This is a genomic window from Methanocalculus chunghsingensis, assembly GCF_018132105.1.
Taxonomy (GTDB): Archaea; Halobacteriota; Methanomicrobia; order Methanomicrobiales; family Methanocorpusculaceae; genus Methanocalculus; species Methanocalculus chunghsingensis.
In genome coordinates, this window is record NZ_JWHL01000012.1 from 41,507 (window position 1) to 59,713 (window position 18,207).

The following is an 18,207-nucleotide window of genomic DNA, read 5'->3' on the forward strand; positions in this document are numbered from 1 at the left end:
TCATGAGACATATCTTAACAATATAAGCAATGATAAGATGTTGTGAAAGATAGATGTTTGTTGTTGTTTAGAAGAATAAATGCCTTATTAACATTCATCTCATTCCAGGTGTCTTATAAATGATAGATCACAGTTACCTTTTCTTTAATCGATATTTTGTACGTGAGCCTGAGCCTTCCATAATCAGAAATCCCTCCTCTTTTGACCAGTCTTTCAGGAGTCGGGAAACTTTAACCTGAACAGACTGAGTGTCTCCAAGACCCAATAATTGACGACATTCTTTATTTGTGATTGTTTCGTGGTCATTGACGTACTCTCGAACTATCTCTGCATATCTGAAATTATCGATTCCCTTAGATTGCGAATACGCGACTTTTCCAATCAGATCATATGCTATTGCTTTTGTGAGATAATAGGCAACTCCTTTTCCCTGCCCTCTGCGTTCAAGTATACCTCTATCAGGATGGCTCATTCTATCCAGAACCGCAATTGTATCTTCACGTTTTAGCTGAAGAAGTCCTGCTGCATTTTCTGTAGTGATATGACGGTGACCCTTTAGATATGTAAGAATGATCAACTCATCCATTTCAACAAACTTTCCTTCGGCGTGCCATTTTGCAACAAGGCTCGCAAAGGCATAATCAATTGTACCGTCATATATATGCAGGGTAACACCGGTATCATCAGCCATATATCTGGGCATTCTCTTTCCATACTCAAGCATTGTGCTGAAAATCTTACGACGACCCGTTCCTGCCGCCTCTACAAGACGTAGTTTAAGGAATGCATTTGCCAGAGTTCGATTACGCGGAACTGATTCATGTCGAAGTATATTATCAAGACTGATCCCTCCCACAAAACCACCCGGGCTTGTAACTATCAGTTCATGTGGGGTGTGACGGATTAACACTTCCCCTGGATTTGTATAATCACGATGGGTAATTGCATTGAGCATAGATTCTCTCACAACATCAAGAGGAAAGGCAGGTATCCGAAGTTTATATAATCCAATGGCCAACTCCTCTTCCGGATTAATTGGACTTGAAAAGATTCCCTCAATTTTCTCGATGATTTGAAGAAGACCCACTTTCCAGAGATCATTTCGTGCTACTTTCTTTTCTGAGGGTTGGTGTACATAATGTACCTGGCTTTGTGGACAGATCTCGGAGATGATATCGGGACGACCAAAAAGAAGCAGTCCTGCATTCGTCACATATTGACCCCGAACAGCTTCAATACCCCGTAAAAAGGAATCATCGGACATTTGAAGAAGTAAAGACTCGGGATTTTTGCTTCTCAAAATCGCCTTTGCACGGGCTATTTCGAGTGGATCAAGGTCATCTATAGTAATACCATGAGCTGGTTCGCCACTCCAGTCTACTGCTCCTGTTGAGGCTCTTGCTGCAGTAAAAGATGCAGGATCCATTGGCATACAGTTCTTTCCAATTCTGCTCTTAAATAATCCATGTGCTGTCCCATATGGTGGATTCAGTCCTTTTTGTACACGTACAATTAATAATTGTCCTGTCCCTTCCGGAACAGGTAATACTTCAACATCTGCCTGAATATGCGGGCGGGTTCCACTAAAAATCCCTCTACGCCAGACATCAATTTCATAACCATTTACCCCATGTATTGCTTTTGAACGGCCCTGTGTCTTATCTGAAACTCCAAAAACAACAACACCGCCATCTCCGTTTGAAAAACAGACTGCATACTCAATAGCCACCTTCATATCATCTTTTGGATTATGCCATGGTTTAAAGTCGAGAAGATTGGACTCCAGGTCATCGGCAATAGAAGAATCCAGATTATCCAGTAAAGCGAGTATATCGTCATTTGATGGAACTGTCATAAGGATATAACCGTTGCGTGGATATATCAGACTGACGATGGTCAAATCTTCCGGTGAGTTGTGATGCAGAGATCGCCATAATAAACCTCAGTGAAGCAACCCCTCAATAACCCCCGCCGCCTCCCGCTCCTTCTCCCCGCCGCACTTCCTCGCAAGCACAAGGTGATGGCGGATCAGCCACCCCAGATCGGGATCATGGTTCCGGAGGTACCGGGTCGTGTGGACCGTCGCCTCGATGATGGCGTTGAATCCCCGGTTCACCGGGCGGTGGATCGGATCAACAAGGATCTTCTCCTCAAGGAGGGTCAATTCGATGCTGTATGCCTCGCCACTCTCCCCGATGACGCGGGCAGAGAAGGCGGCCCAGGCATCGGCGGCGGCGAGGCGGTGCATTGCGATCCCATCGACCTGTTCAGAGACGAATGCATCTTCAGGGAGGTCACCGAAGGTCGTCTCGACGAAGAGGAGGGGGTCATGGACGATGTTTGCGACGAACCAGCCGTCCCGGACGACATTCCGAGCGGTATGGCTCCCCTTGAAGAGGGCGAGGGTGTACCGGCCGCCGCGGGAGATGACCCCCATCGGGGCGGCGTTGAAGAGGGTGGTCCCGATCACCTCGTTGATCCCCTCACGGAGGAGCGGAGGGTGTTTCAGTCCCACTGCCACCCCTCGGTCAGGGCAAGGTAGATCCCGGCGATGGCGATGTCGGCGAGCGACCCCGGATTGATACCCCGGCGGATGCATTCCTCATCCATCTCCTGGATTGACCGCCGCCCGGCAAGGACATCCTGCGCCATCGCCATCGCCTCGAGGGCGGCCGCTTCGCCGAACTTCTTTGCAATAAAGGTATCCGGCTCTTCAGCCATCAGGGTAATGAAGAGGCGGCTGATGACGCCGGGGCCGCCCCCTTCCTCATGGAGCCGGTCGGCAAATCTCCGGGTGAGGGGGTAGCCGTCGATCCATTCACGGCAGACCATGTCGCGGGGGGCAGAATATGCCATCACGTCGCGGAGTGTCATCCCCTCCTCGCGGATACGGCGAATCGACTCCGGGTCCTTCACATCAAGGCCGTCAGATTCGAGGACCCGGACCTCCGTCAGCGAGAAGGCTTCATAGAAAGCGACTGCATCATCGACGGTCGTCTCCTCAATCCGCCGGAGGGCACCAGAAATCCCCCCTCCCATAATGAGTGGAAAGAGGAGGATATATGCCCCAAAATGCGTGTTGCCACCGGAGTGACTGTTTGTCAGGATGACCGCCTGCCGGATCGCCTCGCCGATCCCGGTTCTGCCAGCCTCGGCATCATCAAGGGCAGGCCGGGCGGCAAGGACCGATGCGAGAAAATGTTCAAGCCGGGTATCATGGTAATCATGGCAGCGATCGACGTTTCCAGGCTTTGGAAACGCCGTCACTTCAAGCATCATCGCAAGCTGGGCACGCTCAGCACGGGATCTCCCCGGGTCCTTCATGAAAAATCTCCTCCATGATCTTCTGGGCAAGATGCCGCTTCTCCTTCATGTATGCCACCTTCGAGATCCCGAGGTTCTGCAGTGTCATATCACGAAACATACAGGGGGTTGACGACTTGCAGCACCAGGCAAGGCTTCCAAAACAGGTGTGTGATCCCCCTTCAAGCACCGTCTCCTTCGTTGCTCCTTTCTTCAGGGTAAGGTACTCATCACGTGACATATCGAGTCCCTTCAGAGCAGGAAGGAGCGGGCATTCCTTCACCGGCATACAGCAGAAGGTAAGGGATCTAAGATCTCCACCCCGACAGAGCTGTTTTGGTGCGTTATACCAGCCGACCTCATCTGCATATCGGCGGATAGCGGCATCAAGGCCCTTGAGGGTGTGGAGATCTGCCCGGCGGGCGAGGGAGACGAGATCGGCTCCATGGGAGAACTGATCCATCACCCGATCATAGGAGTGCATCGAGTTATTGGCGATGATCTGGAGGGGGACAGCGTTTCGGATCTGGCGGATCTTCTGGTGGCCGGAATCCATCAGATCAATATGGATAATGTCAGCACCGGCTTTCCAGAGGGCTTTTGCCAGTGCCCGCTCATCGGTGAGCCCCACCCGCATCTTCACCGAGACACAGGTATCCATCCTCTTGAGCGCCCTGACGATATCACAGAGATCATGGTGATGTGTCAGCAGATACTCGCCAGTACCGGCATCGATCATCGGCTTCTGACGGCAATGGGCATCGATCTCGTAGATGACGGTATCGCCGATCTCATCTGCGAGTGCTGCAAATGCATCAGGCTTTCCTCCCCGAAGATTGACACCAGCAACGACATCCGATCCCTTCAGCTTCTCCACTTCAGTGCGTATCCCCTCTACCGGATTGTCAAAGAAGAACTCGGTCCTCCCGGCTTCAGCAAGGTCATGGCTTGCAAGAATCGTCTCTTCATCGATGGAGAAGCCCCCAAGGAACGCAGCACCAACATGTCCTGCCCGTTGTAGCACATATGCTGCATCCACAACTCCTGCCATGGATGCAAGTGCAATGGGCGTCCTGACGATCTGCTGGTTCATCAGGAGCTCAAATCGTTCGTAAGCCTCCATCATAGATTCATATAAATTAGAAATGATAGCGTATAGCACTTTGGATCTCTTCTTCCGGAACCGAATCGATAACACTTTTTAGGTAGAAAAGTACAATTCTTCTCATGACGAAGAAAGGATTACTTCTGGTTGGACATGGAAGCAAACTCCCCCACAACAAAGAACTCATCGATAATACCGCGTCAATCATGGCAGCTAAAAACGACGAGTACATTGTAAAATCCGGCTTCATGAGCTTAAATGAGCCGACTGTCGAAGAATCGCTGAAGGCGTTTGAGAGTGAGGATATCGATCTCCTCGTCGTCGTGCCGCTCTTCCTTGCCAAAGGGGTTCATATCCTAAAAGACATCCCCGGCATCCTCGGTCTTGGAGAGGGAGAGAAGAAAGGTCTCTTCAGGATGAACGAAAAGGAAATCCCCCTCCTGTACGCTGATCCCATCGGCGGGGATCCCCTCCTTGCCGAACTGATGCTGAAGAATGCAGAGAACGCGATACGCGATCACCTCTGAACCTCCGATGCGCCTCCTGGTGCTTGATACCACCCATGGCGGGGAGACCCTCTCCACCGCCCTTGCCGAAGAAGGGCATATCGTGGACTGTGTGGATGTCTATTATGAAAGAGATGGCATCCCGCCTGAGACTGCTCAAAGACGGTCGTATAGCGCCTGTATTGCGCCGGTCCATCTCGATCCGGCGTACCTGCTGCTCCATCTCGGCCTTCCCGTGATCACCCACCACCAGGCGGCAGGACTTCTTCTGGGATCAGATCTTCCGCATCCCTTCATCGAGATCACCGGGGAGCGCGGGAAGACCACGACCGCCTATGCCCTCGCCCACCTGATGGCGGGAGCGGGTATCCTGCATACCTCGTCCGGGGATATCCGGTATCCTGAAAAGACTCTGCTCGGGAGATACAGTATCACCCCGGCAAACATCATCAGGCCGGTACAGGAGGCACGGCGATTGGATGGATGGTGTATCGCAGAGTCGTCGCTTGGGGTCTCCGGCAGGGGGGATCTCGGGATCCTCACCTCGCCAGGCGACTACCGGATCGCTGCAGGGAGACGATCTGCCCTTGAGGCAAAACTCCGCCATCTCAGTACCTGCAGACAACTCCTCCTTCCGGAGGGGATCTGTGTCGATCACCCGGATGCCCATACCGTCGGAGAGATCACCTCTTCTGAAGGGACAACCATATCATACTCATATGACGGTATCGAGGGATCCTTCGATCACCCCCTCCTCATGCTGGAGGGATATCGTCTGCCCCTCCTGACAGCAACCGCCGCAGGCTGCCTGCTTGGGATCGATCCAGTCCTGCTCCGGAGTTTTGAGGCCCTCCCCGGCAGGATGAAGACGAGATACGAGAACGGTTGTCTCATCGTTGATGCATCAAACAGCGGGACAACAAAAGACACAACCATCGAGGCGGCACGGTATGCACGGCAGATAGAGAGAGGAGCAGACCTCCATCTCATCATCGGCCAGGATGCACATGCCGTCTGTGAGAACTTCGCTGATGACGATATCATCGCGGCTATCAGCGCGATCGAACCCGGGGATCTCACGATCGTTACCCTCGATGAGCCATCAGAACTCCTCTCCCGCTATCCTGCGGGCCGGAGGGCAGCATCTCTTGAAGCGGCAATGCAAACCACTGAAAAGAGAGCAGATACAATCATTCTCCTTGCAGTCAAGACATGGAGGTAACAGAAGTGCACTACATACAGCCACGACCAAGTTCCATCGTCGCCGCCCTGTACACAGCCCGTGATCTCGGTGTCGATGTTGCGATATTACACGGCCCATCGGGCTGCTCGTTCAAACATGCACGCCTCCTCGAAGAAGATGGACTGCGTGTCGTCACCACCTCACTCTCGGATAATGAATTTATCTTCGGGGGACAGCCGATTCTCGAAGATCTCCTCAGGTATGCAGAAGAGACCTTCACCCCCTACCGGATGGCGGTCATCGGGACCTGTGTCTCGATGATCATCGGTGAGGATATGCAGGCGGCAATCGACGCATCCGGGATTTCAACACCGACGATACCGATGGATATCCATGCGGGCTTCTCAGAGAATATCGACGGGGTCATTGCGGCGCTTGAGCCTGCCGCCCGTGCCGGCTGGATCTCTGAAGAGGAGCTTGCACGGCAGCAGGTGCTGCTTGCAGGGGCAAACCAGGTGGAGAAGCTCAGGGGCGCCGCCTCAAAGCGGTATATTGAACCCGAACGTGGTGATCTCAAGCATATCGCCGCAACCGATCTCCTCTCTCTTGCACGGAGCGGGAAGAAAGGTATGGCGGTTATGAATGCCAAGAAGGAGACCGCCTATATGTTCATTGATGCCCTCCTCGCGCTTCACGAGGTTGCCCCGGATGCGGATATCACCTATCTTGTCAATCTCGATGATCGGGGGCTTCCCAAGGTGCGTGCGGATGCAGAGAGGATTTTGACCGAGGCGAAAGAGCGGGGGCTGCCGATCACCATCCTCGGCTCGCTTGATGAATATGGCATCATCGGGGATGCTATCGGCGAGGCTATCTGTGCAAGGAATCCCGACTACCTCCTGATCGTCGGTGTCCCTCATGCGGTTGAGTCCCGGTATACCGAAGGGGTCGAGGTCTTCTCGATCACGAATGGTCCCAGGCAGGTCGCCCCCCTCCGCGAACTTGGCCACCAGCATGTGATGGTTGAGATCGATCTCCATCCAAAGACCCTCGGTGTCCGGTCTATCGTTGAGAGTGAGTTTGGGGCGGTCCTCAGGAGCCTCTGATGCGGACACTCCTCATCACCGGGGATCGATCAGGCTGCGGAAAGACGAGCATCACGCTTGCCATCTCGGCAATCCTTGCGAAAAGGATGCCGGTCCAGACCTACAAGGTCGGGATGGACTATATCGATCCATCCTACCTGACCGGCGTCACCGGGAGACCCTGCCGGAACCTCGACAGCTATGTCCTCGATGATGAGGGGCTCCGGGGTGTCTATGCCCATGCCTCTGCGGGAGCTGGAATCGGGATCATCGAGGGGGTCAGGGGCCTCTATGAGGGGGCCGATATCCTCGGCGATACCGGCAGTACCGCATCGGTTGCAAAGGCACTCGGTGTCAATGTCATCCTTGTCATCAACGCAAAGAGCATTACACGGAGTGCCGCTGCGATCGTCAAGGGGTTCATGGCATTTGATCCCGCGGTCCGGATCCGGGGGGTGATCCTCAATAATGTCTCAGGCGGCCGCCATCTGGAGAAGGCGAAGGGAGCAATCGAGCATTTCTGCGGAGTCCCGGTCATCGGTGCCGTCCCGCATACCCCACAGATGGAGCTTGCCATGCGGCACCTCGGCCTCGTCCCATACCGTGAGGGGAGCGAACAGGATGACTTCAGGGAGAAGATTGCGGTCATCACCAGGGTGATCGAGGAGTATATCGATATCGACGCCCTCCTCTCAATTGCGGCTGAGCCTGCGCATCACGGCACCCCTCACCCTGCATTTGATCAGATCCATCCGATCGATCTGAGGATCGGCGTTGCCCATGATGAGGCATTCAACTTCTATTATGCCGATCTCTTCGATCTCCTCCGCGCAGGTGGTGCAGAGCCGGTCTTCTTCAGCCCGATCCATGACCGGCTCCCCGATGCTGATGGATACATCATCGGCGGGGGCTATCCCGAACTATACTCTGCCGAACTGGAGAGGAATGATACAATGCGCCAGGCGATCGCTGAGGTGGTGGAGAACAATACCCCGGTCTATGCCGAGTGCGGCGGGCTCATGTACCTCACCCGGTCGATCACCAGAAAGGCAGGGTTCCAAGGTTCGGAGGAGGCGAAGACGCATACGATGTGCGGCGTCTTCCCCGGAGATACTCTGATACCATCATCCCGGGTCCTCGGCTATGTCGAAGGGCGATCGCTTGCCGGGCCGATGGGGATGGCGGCGTTTCGGGGCCATGAGTTCCATTATAGCGAGATCCGAATGGATGCCGGCGCCGAATACGCCTTCCACCTGACACGAGGCCGAGGCATCGCAGATGGCAATGATGGGATCCTTCTGAAGAATGCTCTCGGGAGCTATGCCCACCTCCACCCTGTTGCAAGCAGCGATATGATCAGGTCCTTCCTCTCGGCCTGCCGGGATCAAAGTACGAAGCAAAACTAATACATTGATCCTCTCTCCAATACCTGATCATGGAAGTCTATATGGATGGAACATTCGTTCCACAGGAGGAGGCGAAGGTTTCGGTCTTTGACCATGGTTTCCTCTATGGAGATGGCGTCTTTGAAGGGATACGGGGATATAATGGAAGGATATTCCGTCTGAACGAGCATATCGATCGCCTCTACGATTCGGCAAAGACGATCGATATGAAGATCCCGATCACAAAGGAGGAATTCTCAGAGATCATCCTTGAGACGGTCCGGAGAAATAACCTCAAAAACGCCTACATCCGTCCGATTGTCACCCGTGGAATCGGAACGATGGGGCTTGATCCAACGCACTGCCCAAAACCGATGGTCATCTGTATCGCCATCGAGTGGGGGGCGATGTATGGTGACCTCTATGAGAAGGGCCTCACCGCAGTCACCGTCGCGGTCAGGAGGAATGCGCCGGATGCACTTCCGCCAAATGTCAAGAGCATGAATTATCTCAATAATATCCTCGCCAAGATCGAGGCGAATTACAAAGGCGGGGACGAAGCGATCTTCCTTGACGCACAGGGGCGGATATCAGAGGGATCCGGCGATAACATCTTCATCGTCAAGAACGGGATCATCCACACCCCGCACACCCTCACAAACCTCAAAGGAATTACGCGCGACGTCCTTATCGAGATCGCAGAGAGCCTCGGCATCCAGGTGAAGATTGTTGAGCTTGGATTCTTTGATCTTTATACGGCAGATGAGATGATCGTTACAGGAACCGCTGCTGAGGTTGCCCCAATCGTCAAGGTCGATGGAAGAATCATTGGAAGCGGCAGGCCAGGACCGATCACAAAACAGATTATGGCCGCCTTCAAGACGATCACCGAGAAGGAAGGCACCCCGATCTGAAAGGATCAAATGAATACCTTTTTATTTTCAAAGGTCTACCTTTTATAGCAATTTAGTTGCACTGCTGATATAGTGTAGTGGCCAATCATGTCGGCCTTTCACGCCGACGACTGGGGTTCGAATCCCCATATCAGCATCCTTTTCTTTTCAATCGATATTTTTTTTCTCCGTTTATGACTTTTCTGGAAGTACAACCATTCACCCCTCTTCACTTCTGCTATCGTTTCCATACGATAAAATGAAGATATTTTATCGTTTATGGACGATAAGGATATGAATCAGGATGCCCATCATTGATCATGGATACTGTGGCCAAACTCAAAGCTGCCATTGTCGAGTGGCAGGAGCGGGATCTTCCGACGATCTATCCGCGGCAATTCAGCATACAGCTCGAGATCCCGCATATCAATGACATTATTGGTGTACGGCGATGCGGGAAGACCTATTGTATGTTTCAGCAGATTGAAGAGCTGATCAGGGCAGGTATCCCAAAGTCGCAGATCCTCTATCTCAATATTGATGACGACAGATTGCAGCCTCTGAATGGAGATGAACTTGACCGACTACTCGATACCTTCAGGGAACTCTATCCGGTACGTGATGATGAGAGACTGTACCTCTTCCTCGATGAGATCCAGAACATCCCAGGATGGGAGCTGTGGATCAAAGACATCTATGACAGGAAGAAGAACCTGAAGATCGTTATCAGCGGATCGAATGCATCACTTCTCTCTGAAGAGGTGACCAATCGCCTCACCGGGAGGCACATTACAACCATCCTGTAACCATTCAGTTTCAGAGAGTATATCGTGCACCACGAAATCCCGATAGATCCCAGAACCCTGCCATACTCAGAGAGGAGATTTGAGATTAAGCGTCTTTTGAATGAATTCCTCCATCGGGGTGGATTCCCGGAGATCATTCTCTACCCCTCGGCCGATGTAACCGTCCTTCTCCAGTCGTACTTTGATGATATCATCTTCAGGGATATCGTGACCAGACATGGGGTGAGAAATCCCGCTCTCTTCAAGGATCTTGCTATCTTCTGTATATCCAATATTGCCAGGCCCCACACCTATAATTCGCTCAGAAAGCTCTTTTCCGGATTTGAGACGATCAGTACTGATGCAATTATACGCTATCTCTCCTATCTTGAGGATGCATTTCTCCTCATTTCAATCAGGCATTATGATGACTCACTCAAAAAGCAGATGAATAAACCGAGGAAACTCTATTGTATTGATCCCGGAATGATGAATGCGGTATCATTCCGTTTCTCTGAAGACACCGGACCGCTCTTTGAGAACCTGGTCTTTATACAGCTTCACCGGACCGGCCATGAGATCTATTACTGGCAGGACGAAAGAGGCCGGGAAGTGGATTTTGTTATAAAAACGGGGCTGAAATCCTTTGAGGTAATCCAGGTGTCGATGGATATCTCAGATCCAAAGACAAGGGAAAGGAAGATGAAAGGGCTTCTCTCTGCCATGGCTCACTTTGGGGTCCCAGAGGGACTCATCCTGACATCAGACCTCTTTGAGGAAGAGATGGTATCAGGTAAAACGATCCGCTATCGGCCACTCTGGTACTGGCTGCTTACAGGTGGGGAGGGGGATGATATGCCCTCAAAAAAAATATGAGTGGTCCCTCTCACCCGCTCCCGGGAGGCGCATTCTCTCTCTAACGCAGCCTTTTTAGTGCATTCTCGGATTTCTGCGCCTTCTTCTCGCTCCCTGCTTCCCTGTATGCCCGGATGAGGATCGGGTAGGCATGCAGTCCGACCTCTCTCTTCCTGACGAGCTTCTCGCAGATTTCAACAGCTTTTTTGGGGGTGTCTGTGGCGAGATAGATCCTTGCCATGAAGAGTGCCGCTTCATCCGGATCCATACCGCCCCTCTCAATCTCTTCATGGGCGTGTTTATACCTTCTCTCAAGCACAGAGAGGTATGCTTCAATGATCACCATGGCCTGTACGGAGGCATGCTGGTGAAAAACCTCCTTCAGCTCGAGCACCTCATCCATGCGATGAAGATCAAGAGCAAGTCCGATGAATCTAACAACCATATCGAGATGGTTGCCATCTTCGATGTGATCTCTGAGATAGGAGAAGAAGAGATCGCCGTCATCGATCTTCACCACCTCTTCGGGGGTGAGTGCCATTATTGTATCAGGTGTTCTCTCCCTCTCCTGTTTTTGAGAGTGGAATTGGGACTCCATCAGATCCGGTGAAGGGGATTCCCTCTCAAAATCAGAATCGAAAAGGGTCTCTATCCGCCGTGTGAAAGAATCCGGCTGAAGCCCCGGAGGGAAGTCCCTGAGCCTCTCCTCAGGAACCGGGGCGAGGATCCACTCTGCCATCTCCACGACCACAGAATTGGATGAGAGAATAAGCTTCTCAGCCGCCTCACCCACCCCATCCTCCTCTGTACGCGGATCTACTGCCCAGTTGAAGAGGTGAATGAGTGCCCTGCTCTCTTCACCGATATCTACCGCCTCTTGTTGCCGTGCCCTGATATGGTCCACCAGCATTGTATCTGCTCCCCCGCCGGCCCCTCCAAGGAAGCCTTCAATGATATCGGCACTCCCATAACCGGCGGCGGCCAGGACGGTGAGCGGATCCGTGATATCCACATCATCCCCTTCCTCTGTAAAAAATATGACGAGTCTGAGGAGGTTGCGAAGGTATGAGGGTATGGCGTCTGCAAAGCTGACGATCTCCACCATCAGATTCTCGGTGATTCCTTCCCGGATGAGATACCGGATACCTTCGATCTGTTCCCGGAATGCAAGATCAGTGAGTACTGAGTAGTCAAAAGGAGCTATCAGGATATCCTCGGTTCCGGAGGGAGGGTGGGGCGATGTCTCCTCGAGAAGGCACATCCAGAGCTCCTTTGCCTTCTTGTGATCATTCAGGAGCGTGTACCCAAGGAATGCATATATACGTCGCATTGCCTGGGGATCATCCTGCCGCCCGATGATATCTGCCAGAATGTCGTCAGCCTGATACCCCGATGAACGGTTGATCAGGGCCTGCCGAATCATGCAGAGGGAGGTGTCACAAAAGAAGTAGTCCTCGGTCAATGTTTCATCTGCAACGTCGTACTCCCCGACCGATTCATAGAGTGATGCCAGGGTAAGAGATATCTCTTTGGAATATGGGTGTTCTTCCCATAGTTCAGATATAGTACCGATCAATTTCGACCTCTCTTCCCGGGAGAGATGATCGCCAGTGAGATCAAACGCATGACTAAAAAAATCATAGTTATCTGGATCCCTGAAGAAGTCTCTGCTCATGATCAGATCATAGGGGATGAATGATTTTTAGTTTATCTTCTGCCCCCGAAAGTACCGGAGTCAGGGTGAATCCTTATAAAAGAAGAGAAGGGCCAAACCCTCTTTATTCGCCTGTATAAATCTTCCATGCCGTCTCGACGTCGGCACCCTCGACCGTGATCGCAAAGATGGCGTTGCAGAACCGGACAGCGGCATCATGCCCCTTCTGGTGGATGTTCCGGCCTGTTGCATTCCCTCCGGCACCACCAGTGTGGATCTGATCATAGAGTTCGGAGAGGAACTTCCTCTCATCTGTTGAAGAACCGCCTGCACAGACGACCTTTGTTCTTCCGGCGGCCAGAACCGCCTCCTTCAGGAGCTCTGCCGGGGTTGCCCCTTCCTTCTTTGGAGCGTTTACCTTTACATAATCTGCGCCTAGGGCGGCGGCAACACCGGCGGCACCGGCGATGAGATGGGGATCTTTCTCATCTTTGACTGCCGCCCCACGGGGATAGATCCAGAGGACGACGAGGAGCCCGTTCCGGTGCGCATCAAGGATCACCTGCTGTGCCTCACGGAGCATCTCGGCTTCAAACTCTGATCCGATATAGATGGTGTACCCGACAGAGGTTATTGCAAGGCCGGTCCGGTCACGGAGATCAACAACATCCTGAACAGAGACGAGAAGGGGGCTGACCGGGTCCCGCTGTCCGGTCTTGACAAGGTGCGTCTTGGAATTGAGTTTCACAAGATAGGGGACGTCGGCAAAGTCCATCCCATACCGTGCGATCAGCCCGAACTGGGTCGCAAAGACACCCACCTTCCCTTCGGCAGCAACTCTGAAGAGATGAATCGGGTCGGAGTCATCAGGGTGAATATTTTCACCATAAAAGTCATCATTAAGATGCTCGACCTTCTGGTCTCCGGCAAAGAGCATCAGCCGGCCGGTACCCCGGGTGATCCGCTGATAATTTGCTATAAACGTATCACATGCCGCATACGGAACGTCAAGTGGAATTGAGAAGAGATCTTCTGAGCTCATACTCAAGCATATCATCCGCTGGCTGATTAATGCTTACGATGCGGAGATGCAAAAAAAAGTTATCAGATATGGATGACCTTATGGCCCGTATCTGTACTCTTCCTGCAGGTGATCTCAAGGACACCATGGATACAGCTCATCGTGACATTCCCGGTATCCACCTGCGGAAGATCGACGATTGCTATCGGTGTCTGCCGTTCATGCGAGACGATATGCAGCCGTCCACCCTCAAAGAAGATCCGAATCTCATCGGGATCATATCCGGAGACATCCGTGACGATCATCAGATCATCATTGATCTCATAGACCTCAACCGGATGATTCTGCTCTTCTAACGGATCTTCATGAATGTTCATGGGTGTTCCGTTGATCACTACCCGGAAGCCAAGGACCCGTGGGAACGGGCCCTCAATCGCCATTGATTCGGCCATAATCTTCCGGACTGCATCAACCAGTTCTTTGTACGCATCAGAGGGTTTCTCACTCATCTCTTATTCACACCTGGTTATCCTTCACTCAGTGATTTCTCTAACTCCTTTGTTCGCCTTCCAATCTCTTCAAACTGTTTCCTGCCAGAGGTGACATGCTCGCGAAGCTCACGAGCATCCGAGGTTATCTTCTCATTCTTTTCTGCAAGCTCGACACGCTTGGCAACATTCAGTGCTTTCTCAAGCACATGCCGCTGATCTTCATTATAGAGGAACTCCCAGGATTGCCGTTCCGCCGCCTCAATGGCATCCCGGTCAAGTGATGGCTTCACCTTCTGTCTGGCAAGCTGGATATGCTCTTTGGTCACACGGATGTTGGCCATGGCATCCTGCATCTCCTGCTCGTTCTTCCCACCCATCCTCGCGATGAAGTCACGGATGGCGTGGAGCTTTGCCTCACGAACGAGTGCCTCGATATCGGCCCCGACATAGCCTTTCGTCTCTGCAACGAGGCCGTCAATATCTATATCCTTTGCAAGGATACCTGCCTCATCCTTGAGATATACCTCAAAGATCTGTCTGCGCCCTTCGGCATCGGGTGGTGGAACGAAGATATGCCGTTCAAGCCTTCCCGGCCGCATCAGGGCGGGATCCATCATATCTGGCCGGTTGGTCGCCCCAATCACAACCACATTCTTCAGCTCCTCAAGTCCGTCGAGTTCAGTGAGGATCTGGGAAACGACGCTCTCGGTAACATGGGATGAACCCGCATAGGTGCCACGGCGGGGGACCAGCGCATCAACCTCGTCAAAGAAGATGATCGAAGGGGATGCCTGGCGGGCCTTTCTGAAGATCTCCCGCACACCTTTCTCGGATTCTCCCACCCATTTTGAGAGGAGTTCCGGGCCTTTGACAGAGATGAAGTTGCATTCACTCTCGTTTGCGACCGCCTTTGCAAGGAGGGTCTTTCCTGTTCCTGGTGGCCCGAAGAGGAGAATCCCTTTTGGGGGCTGTGTATTAAGCCGCAGGAATACCTCAGGAAACTTGAGCGGCCACTCGACAGCCTCACGCAGCTCATCCTTCACATCGTTTAAGCCGCCCACATCCGCCCAGTGGACGTCCGGCACCTCAACAAGTACCTCCCGCATCGCACTCGGCTCAACATGCTTCAGAGCTTCGTCAAAGTCCTCACGGGTGACCTTCAGCTCATCGAGGAACTCGCTTGGAACATCCTCATCAATATTGATCTTCGGGATGATCTTCCTCAGGGCATGCATCGCCGCTTCTTTCACCAGAAGGGCAAGATCTGCCCCGACAAAGCCATGCGTGATATCAGCGAACTGTGAGAGATCAACATCATCCGCAAGGGGTACGCCCCGGCTGTGAATCTGGAGCACATCAAGCCGCCCCTTCTTATCCGGGATGCCGATCTCGATCTCACGGTCGAAACGGCCTCCACGCCGGAGTGCGGGATCGATTGCATCAGGGATGTTCGTTGCGGCGATGACGATCACCTGGCCGCGGCTCTTCAGACCGTCCATCAAAGAAAGAAGCTGGGCGACAACCCGCCGTTCGACCTCACCCTTTGTATCCTCGCGCTTCGGTGCGATCGAATCGATCTCATCGATGAAGATGATCGTCGGGGCATTCTCCTGCGCCTCTTCGAAGACCTCACGGAGCTTTCCTTCTGACTCTCCATAGTACTTGCTCATGATCTCGGGACCGGAGAGTGTAATGAAGTGAGCATCCACTTCACTTGCAACAGCCCGTGCAATGAGGGTCTTGCCGGTTCCCGGAGGGCCGTAGAGGAGAACACCCTTCGGCGGCTCGATCCCAAGTCTTTCGAAGAGCTCGGGCTGGCGGAGTGGAAGCTCGATCATCTCCCTGACCATCTGCAGTTCTCTGCCAAGGCCCCCGATATCCTCATAATGAATATCCGAGATACCTTCTTTCCCTTTCTCCCCTTCATAAGGGGTCTCTTTCAGCTCTACCTCGGTATCTTCGGTGACGATGGCAATGCCCTTCGGGCTCACCTTTGCGATGACGAAGGTGAGCGGATTACCAAGGACATTGACACGGACGGTCTGACCTGCCGAGACTGAACGGCCATGCAACATCCTCTTGAGATACTGCTCTCCACCGACGAGCCGGATCGGCTGGGTCGGCTGAATGGTGATCTTCGTTGCGTACCCTGCCTCAAGCTTTTTGATCCTGACCTTGTCGTCTATCCCGGCTCCGGCGTTGCTCCTGACGTTCCCGTCGATCCTGATGACAGCACGGCCCGTGTCTTCAGGAAAACCCGGCCAGACGATCGCCGCGGCCTTCTTCCGGCCTGAGATCTCGATGACATCGCCTGAGACCAGGCCAAGCTGTTTCATAACATCGATGGAAAGGCGGGCAATACCCCGTCCGGCATCGCCGTGAGCCGCCTCCTTTACGATCAGATCCATGTGATCTTTAGTACCAGTCATAATGAACACCTATGATTTACCATACGTTAGTCTTATTCAGCATATAAATATTTCTACAAACGCTCCATCCCTACCAATAATACATAGAGTAAAGATTCCAGAGAATCCTAAAAGAGAAAAAGGTTGCGATGGATCAGGCCAGGTAGCCTGAAAAAATCAGAAGTTAAAGTGTTTACCAACAATCTTCAGAGCGCAGAAGTCACCGCACATCGTGCATGCATCAGTATCCGCAGGCGAACGGCTGTCCCGGATATGACGTGCACGCTCAGGATTCATTGCGACTGCAAACTGTCGCTCCCAGTCGAGATCACGGCGTGCATGCCCCATCTCGAGATCCAGCGCCCGGGTCTTCTTCAGTTTCACCATATCACCAGCATGTGCGGCAATGCGTGATGATATGACACCTTCATACACCTCTTCCGGAGTTGGAAGGGCGAGGTGCTCTGCCGGAGTCACGTAGCAGATGAAGTCAGCACCTGCAGATGATGAGATTGCTGCTCCGATGGCTGCAACACGATCATCATACCCGGGTGCGATATCGGTGACAAGCGGGCCGAGCATATAGAATGGCTTATTGTTCGTCACCCGCTTCTGGAGCTGGACGTTGGTTGCTATCTCATCGATCGGGATGTGGCCGGGCCCCTCGACGATCGTCTGGACACCGAAGGCGTTTGCCTGATCCGCAAGCTCGGCGTTGATGAGCAGTTCCTGGATCTGCGCCCGGTCGGTTGCATCATGGACCGCACCGGCCCGCATGCCGTTTCCAAATGAAAGTGTGACCTCATGCTCCTTCATAATCTCAAGGAGATAGTCATAGCGGCGGTATAACGGGTTCTCCATCTCATTGTGAAGCATCCAGGCGGTCATAAACGCACCGCCCCGTGAAACGAGTCCACCGTGACGACCCTGATTCTTCAGGCGTTTCATCGTTTCCCAGTTGATACCGGTATGAATTGCCATGAAGTTCGTTCCAAGTTTTGCCTGGTCTTCTGTCGCCTTGAAGAGATCATCCTCATCCATATGGATGACCGCACCCTTCTTCCGTGCGGCCTCGATGAATGCCTGGTAGAGTGGAACAGATCCTACGGATAGTGTGGTATTCTCAATAACCCGCCTGCGAATCTCAAGGAAATCGCCGCCGGTCGAGAGCTCCATAAGAGTATCGGCGCCTGCAAGCTCAGCCTGTCGCGCCTTCTCAATCTCCTCATCAATATCAACGATATCAGAAGATGTCCCGATCGAGGCATTCACTTTTGTCCGGAGCCCCTCACCGATACCGCAAAGCTTTACATCCCTGTACGGGCTGATCGGGATGACGATATGTCCCCCGGCGACACCTCTTCTGACAAAATCCTCAGTCACACCTTCAGCTTGTGCGACAACCTTCATCTCGTCTGTGATGATGCCACGGCGTGCATCCTCAAGTAACGTCATAGTTATGAAAAGGTGAAATTAGCAGATAAAGCCTTTTATTTTACAAAATAAAGGCAATATTACTTTCTTTGCGGACAA

The 18,207-nt window shown here is 52.7% G+C and carries 16 protein-coding genes and 1 tRNA gene; 8 read left to right on the forward strand and 9 right to left on the reverse strand.

Going from position 1 to position 18,207, the window contains the following annotated elements; translation table 11 throughout:
* Window positions 1-133: 133 nt before the first annotated feature.
* The 4 genes from RJ53_RS08050 to RJ53_RS08065 all read right to left on the reverse strand — a co-directional run bounded on the left by RJ53_RS08050 (window position 134) and on the right by RJ53_RS08065 (window position 4,429).
* Complete coding sequence (locus tag RJ53_RS08050) at window positions 134-1,855, reverse strand: RNA-binding domain-containing protein (protein ID WP_211531112.1); 1,722 nt, start codon at window positions 1,853-1,855, stop codon at window positions 134-136.
* A gap of 87 nt (window positions 1,856-1,942) precedes the next feature.
* Window positions 1,943-2,515, reverse strand: a complete 573-nt coding sequence (locus tag RJ53_RS08055; protein WP_343221860.1) for a DUF447 domain-containing protein — start codon at window positions 2,513-2,515, stop codon at window positions 1,943-1,945.
* A complete protein-coding gene (locus RJ53_RS08060) occupies window positions 2,506-3,324 on the reverse strand; it encodes a triphosphoribosyl-dephospho-CoA synthase (RefSeq protein WP_211531114.1) in 819 nt (272 codons plus the stop codon). The genes RJ53_RS08055 and RJ53_RS08060 overlap by 10 nt, the downstream gene beginning before the upstream one ends.
* The gene (locus tag RJ53_RS08065) at window positions 3,296-4,429 is read right to left on the reverse strand and encodes a methanogenesis marker 9 domain-containing protein (RefSeq protein ID WP_211531115.1); all 1,134 of its coding nucleotides are present in this window, start codon (window positions 4,427-4,429) and stop codon (window positions 3,296-3,298) included. Before RJ53_RS08065 ends, RJ53_RS08060 begins: the two co-directional genes overlap by 29 nt.
* Before the next feature lie 101 nt (window positions 4,430-4,530).
* On the opposite strand from RJ53_RS08065, the gene cfbA reads away from it, so the two are divergent.
* The 8 genes from cfbA (at window position 4,531) to RJ53_RS08105 (ending at window position 11,121) form a co-directional block, all read left to right on the forward strand.
* The gene (gene cfbA, locus RJ53_RS08070) at window positions 4,531-4,935 is read left to right on the forward strand and encodes a sirohydrochlorin nickelochelatase (protein WP_211531116.1); all 405 of its coding nucleotides are present in this window, start codon (window positions 4,531-4,533) and stop codon (window positions 4,933-4,935) included.
* Window positions 4,904-6,136 carry a coenzyme F430 synthase gene (gene cfbE, locus RJ53_RS08075; protein WP_211531117.1) on the forward strand — a complete coding sequence of 411 codons (1,233 nt, stop codon included), beginning with the start codon at window positions 4,904-4,906 and terminating at the stop codon, window positions 6,134-6,136. Before cfbA ends, cfbE begins: the two co-directional genes overlap by 32 nt.
* A 5-nt stretch (window positions 6,137-6,141) precedes the next feature.
* Window positions 6,142-7,203, forward strand: a complete 1,062-nt coding sequence (gene cfbD, locus RJ53_RS08080; RefSeq protein ID WP_211531118.1) for a Ni-sirohydrochlorin a,c-diamide reductive cyclase catalytic subunit — start codon at window positions 6,142-6,144, stop codon at window positions 7,201-7,203.
* Entirely contained in the window at window positions 7,203-8,588 is a 1,386-nt protein-coding gene (gene cfbB / locus RJ53_RS08085; protein ID WP_211531119.1) for a Ni-sirohydrochlorin a,c-diamide synthase, read from the forward strand. Before cfbD ends, cfbB begins: the two co-directional genes overlap by 1 nt.
* 29 nt (window positions 8,589-8,617) lie before the next feature.
* Window positions 8,618-9,481: a branched-chain-amino-acid transaminase gene (gene ilvE / locus RJ53_RS08090; RefSeq protein WP_211531120.1), complete on the forward strand. Its 864-nt coding sequence runs from the start codon at window positions 8,618-8,620 to the stop codon at window positions 9,479-9,481.
* A gap of 63 nt (window positions 9,482-9,544) precedes the next feature.
* Window positions 9,545-9,617 (forward strand) — tRNA-Glu (locus RJ53_RS08095).
* 163 nt (window positions 9,618-9,780) lie between these two features.
* On the forward strand, window positions 9,781-10,266 hold the full coding sequence (locus RJ53_RS08100) for an ATP-binding protein (protein ID WP_211531121.1): 486 nt from the start codon (window positions 9,781-9,783) through the stop codon (window positions 10,264-10,266).
* 24 nt (window positions 10,267-10,290) lie between these two features.
* Complete coding sequence (locus tag RJ53_RS08105; RefSeq protein WP_211531122.1) at window positions 10,291-11,121, forward strand: ATP-binding protein; 831 nt, start codon at window positions 10,291-10,293, stop codon at window positions 11,119-11,121.
* Between the two features lie 40 nt (window positions 11,122-11,161).
* Here RJ53_RS08105 and RJ53_RS08110 read toward each other — a convergent pair whose 3' ends face one another.
* From RJ53_RS08110 to thiC, 5 genes are all read right to left on the reverse strand, one after another.
* A complete protein-coding gene (locus RJ53_RS08110) occupies window positions 11,162-12,775 on the reverse strand; it encodes a tetratricopeptide repeat protein (RefSeq protein ID WP_211531123.1) in 1,614 nt (537 codons plus the stop codon).
* 103 nt (window positions 12,776-12,878) lie between these two features.
* Window positions 12,879-13,796, reverse strand: coding sequence for a beta/alpha barrel domain-containing protein (locus RJ53_RS08115; RefSeq protein WP_211531124.1), 918 nt, complete (start codon window positions 13,794-13,796; stop codon window positions 12,879-12,881).
* 62 nt (window positions 13,797-13,858) lie between these two features.
* A complete protein-coding gene (locus RJ53_RS08120) occupies window positions 13,859-14,284 on the reverse strand; it encodes an Hsp20/alpha crystallin family protein (RefSeq protein WP_211531125.1) in 426 nt (141 codons plus the stop codon).
* Window positions 14,285-14,301: 17 nt separating this feature from the next.
* The gene (locus RJ53_RS08125; RefSeq protein ID WP_211531126.1) at window positions 14,302-16,695 is read right to left on the reverse strand and encodes a CDC48 family AAA ATPase; all 2,394 of its coding nucleotides are present in this window, start codon (window positions 16,693-16,695) and stop codon (window positions 14,302-14,304) included.
* A 156-nt stretch (window positions 16,696-16,851) separates the two neighbouring features.
* Window positions 16,852-18,129, reverse strand: coding sequence for a phosphomethylpyrimidine synthase ThiC (gene thiC, locus RJ53_RS08130; RefSeq protein ID WP_211531127.1), 1,278 nt, complete (start codon window positions 18,127-18,129; stop codon window positions 16,852-16,854).
* Window positions 18,130-18,207 lie beyond the last annotated feature (78 nt).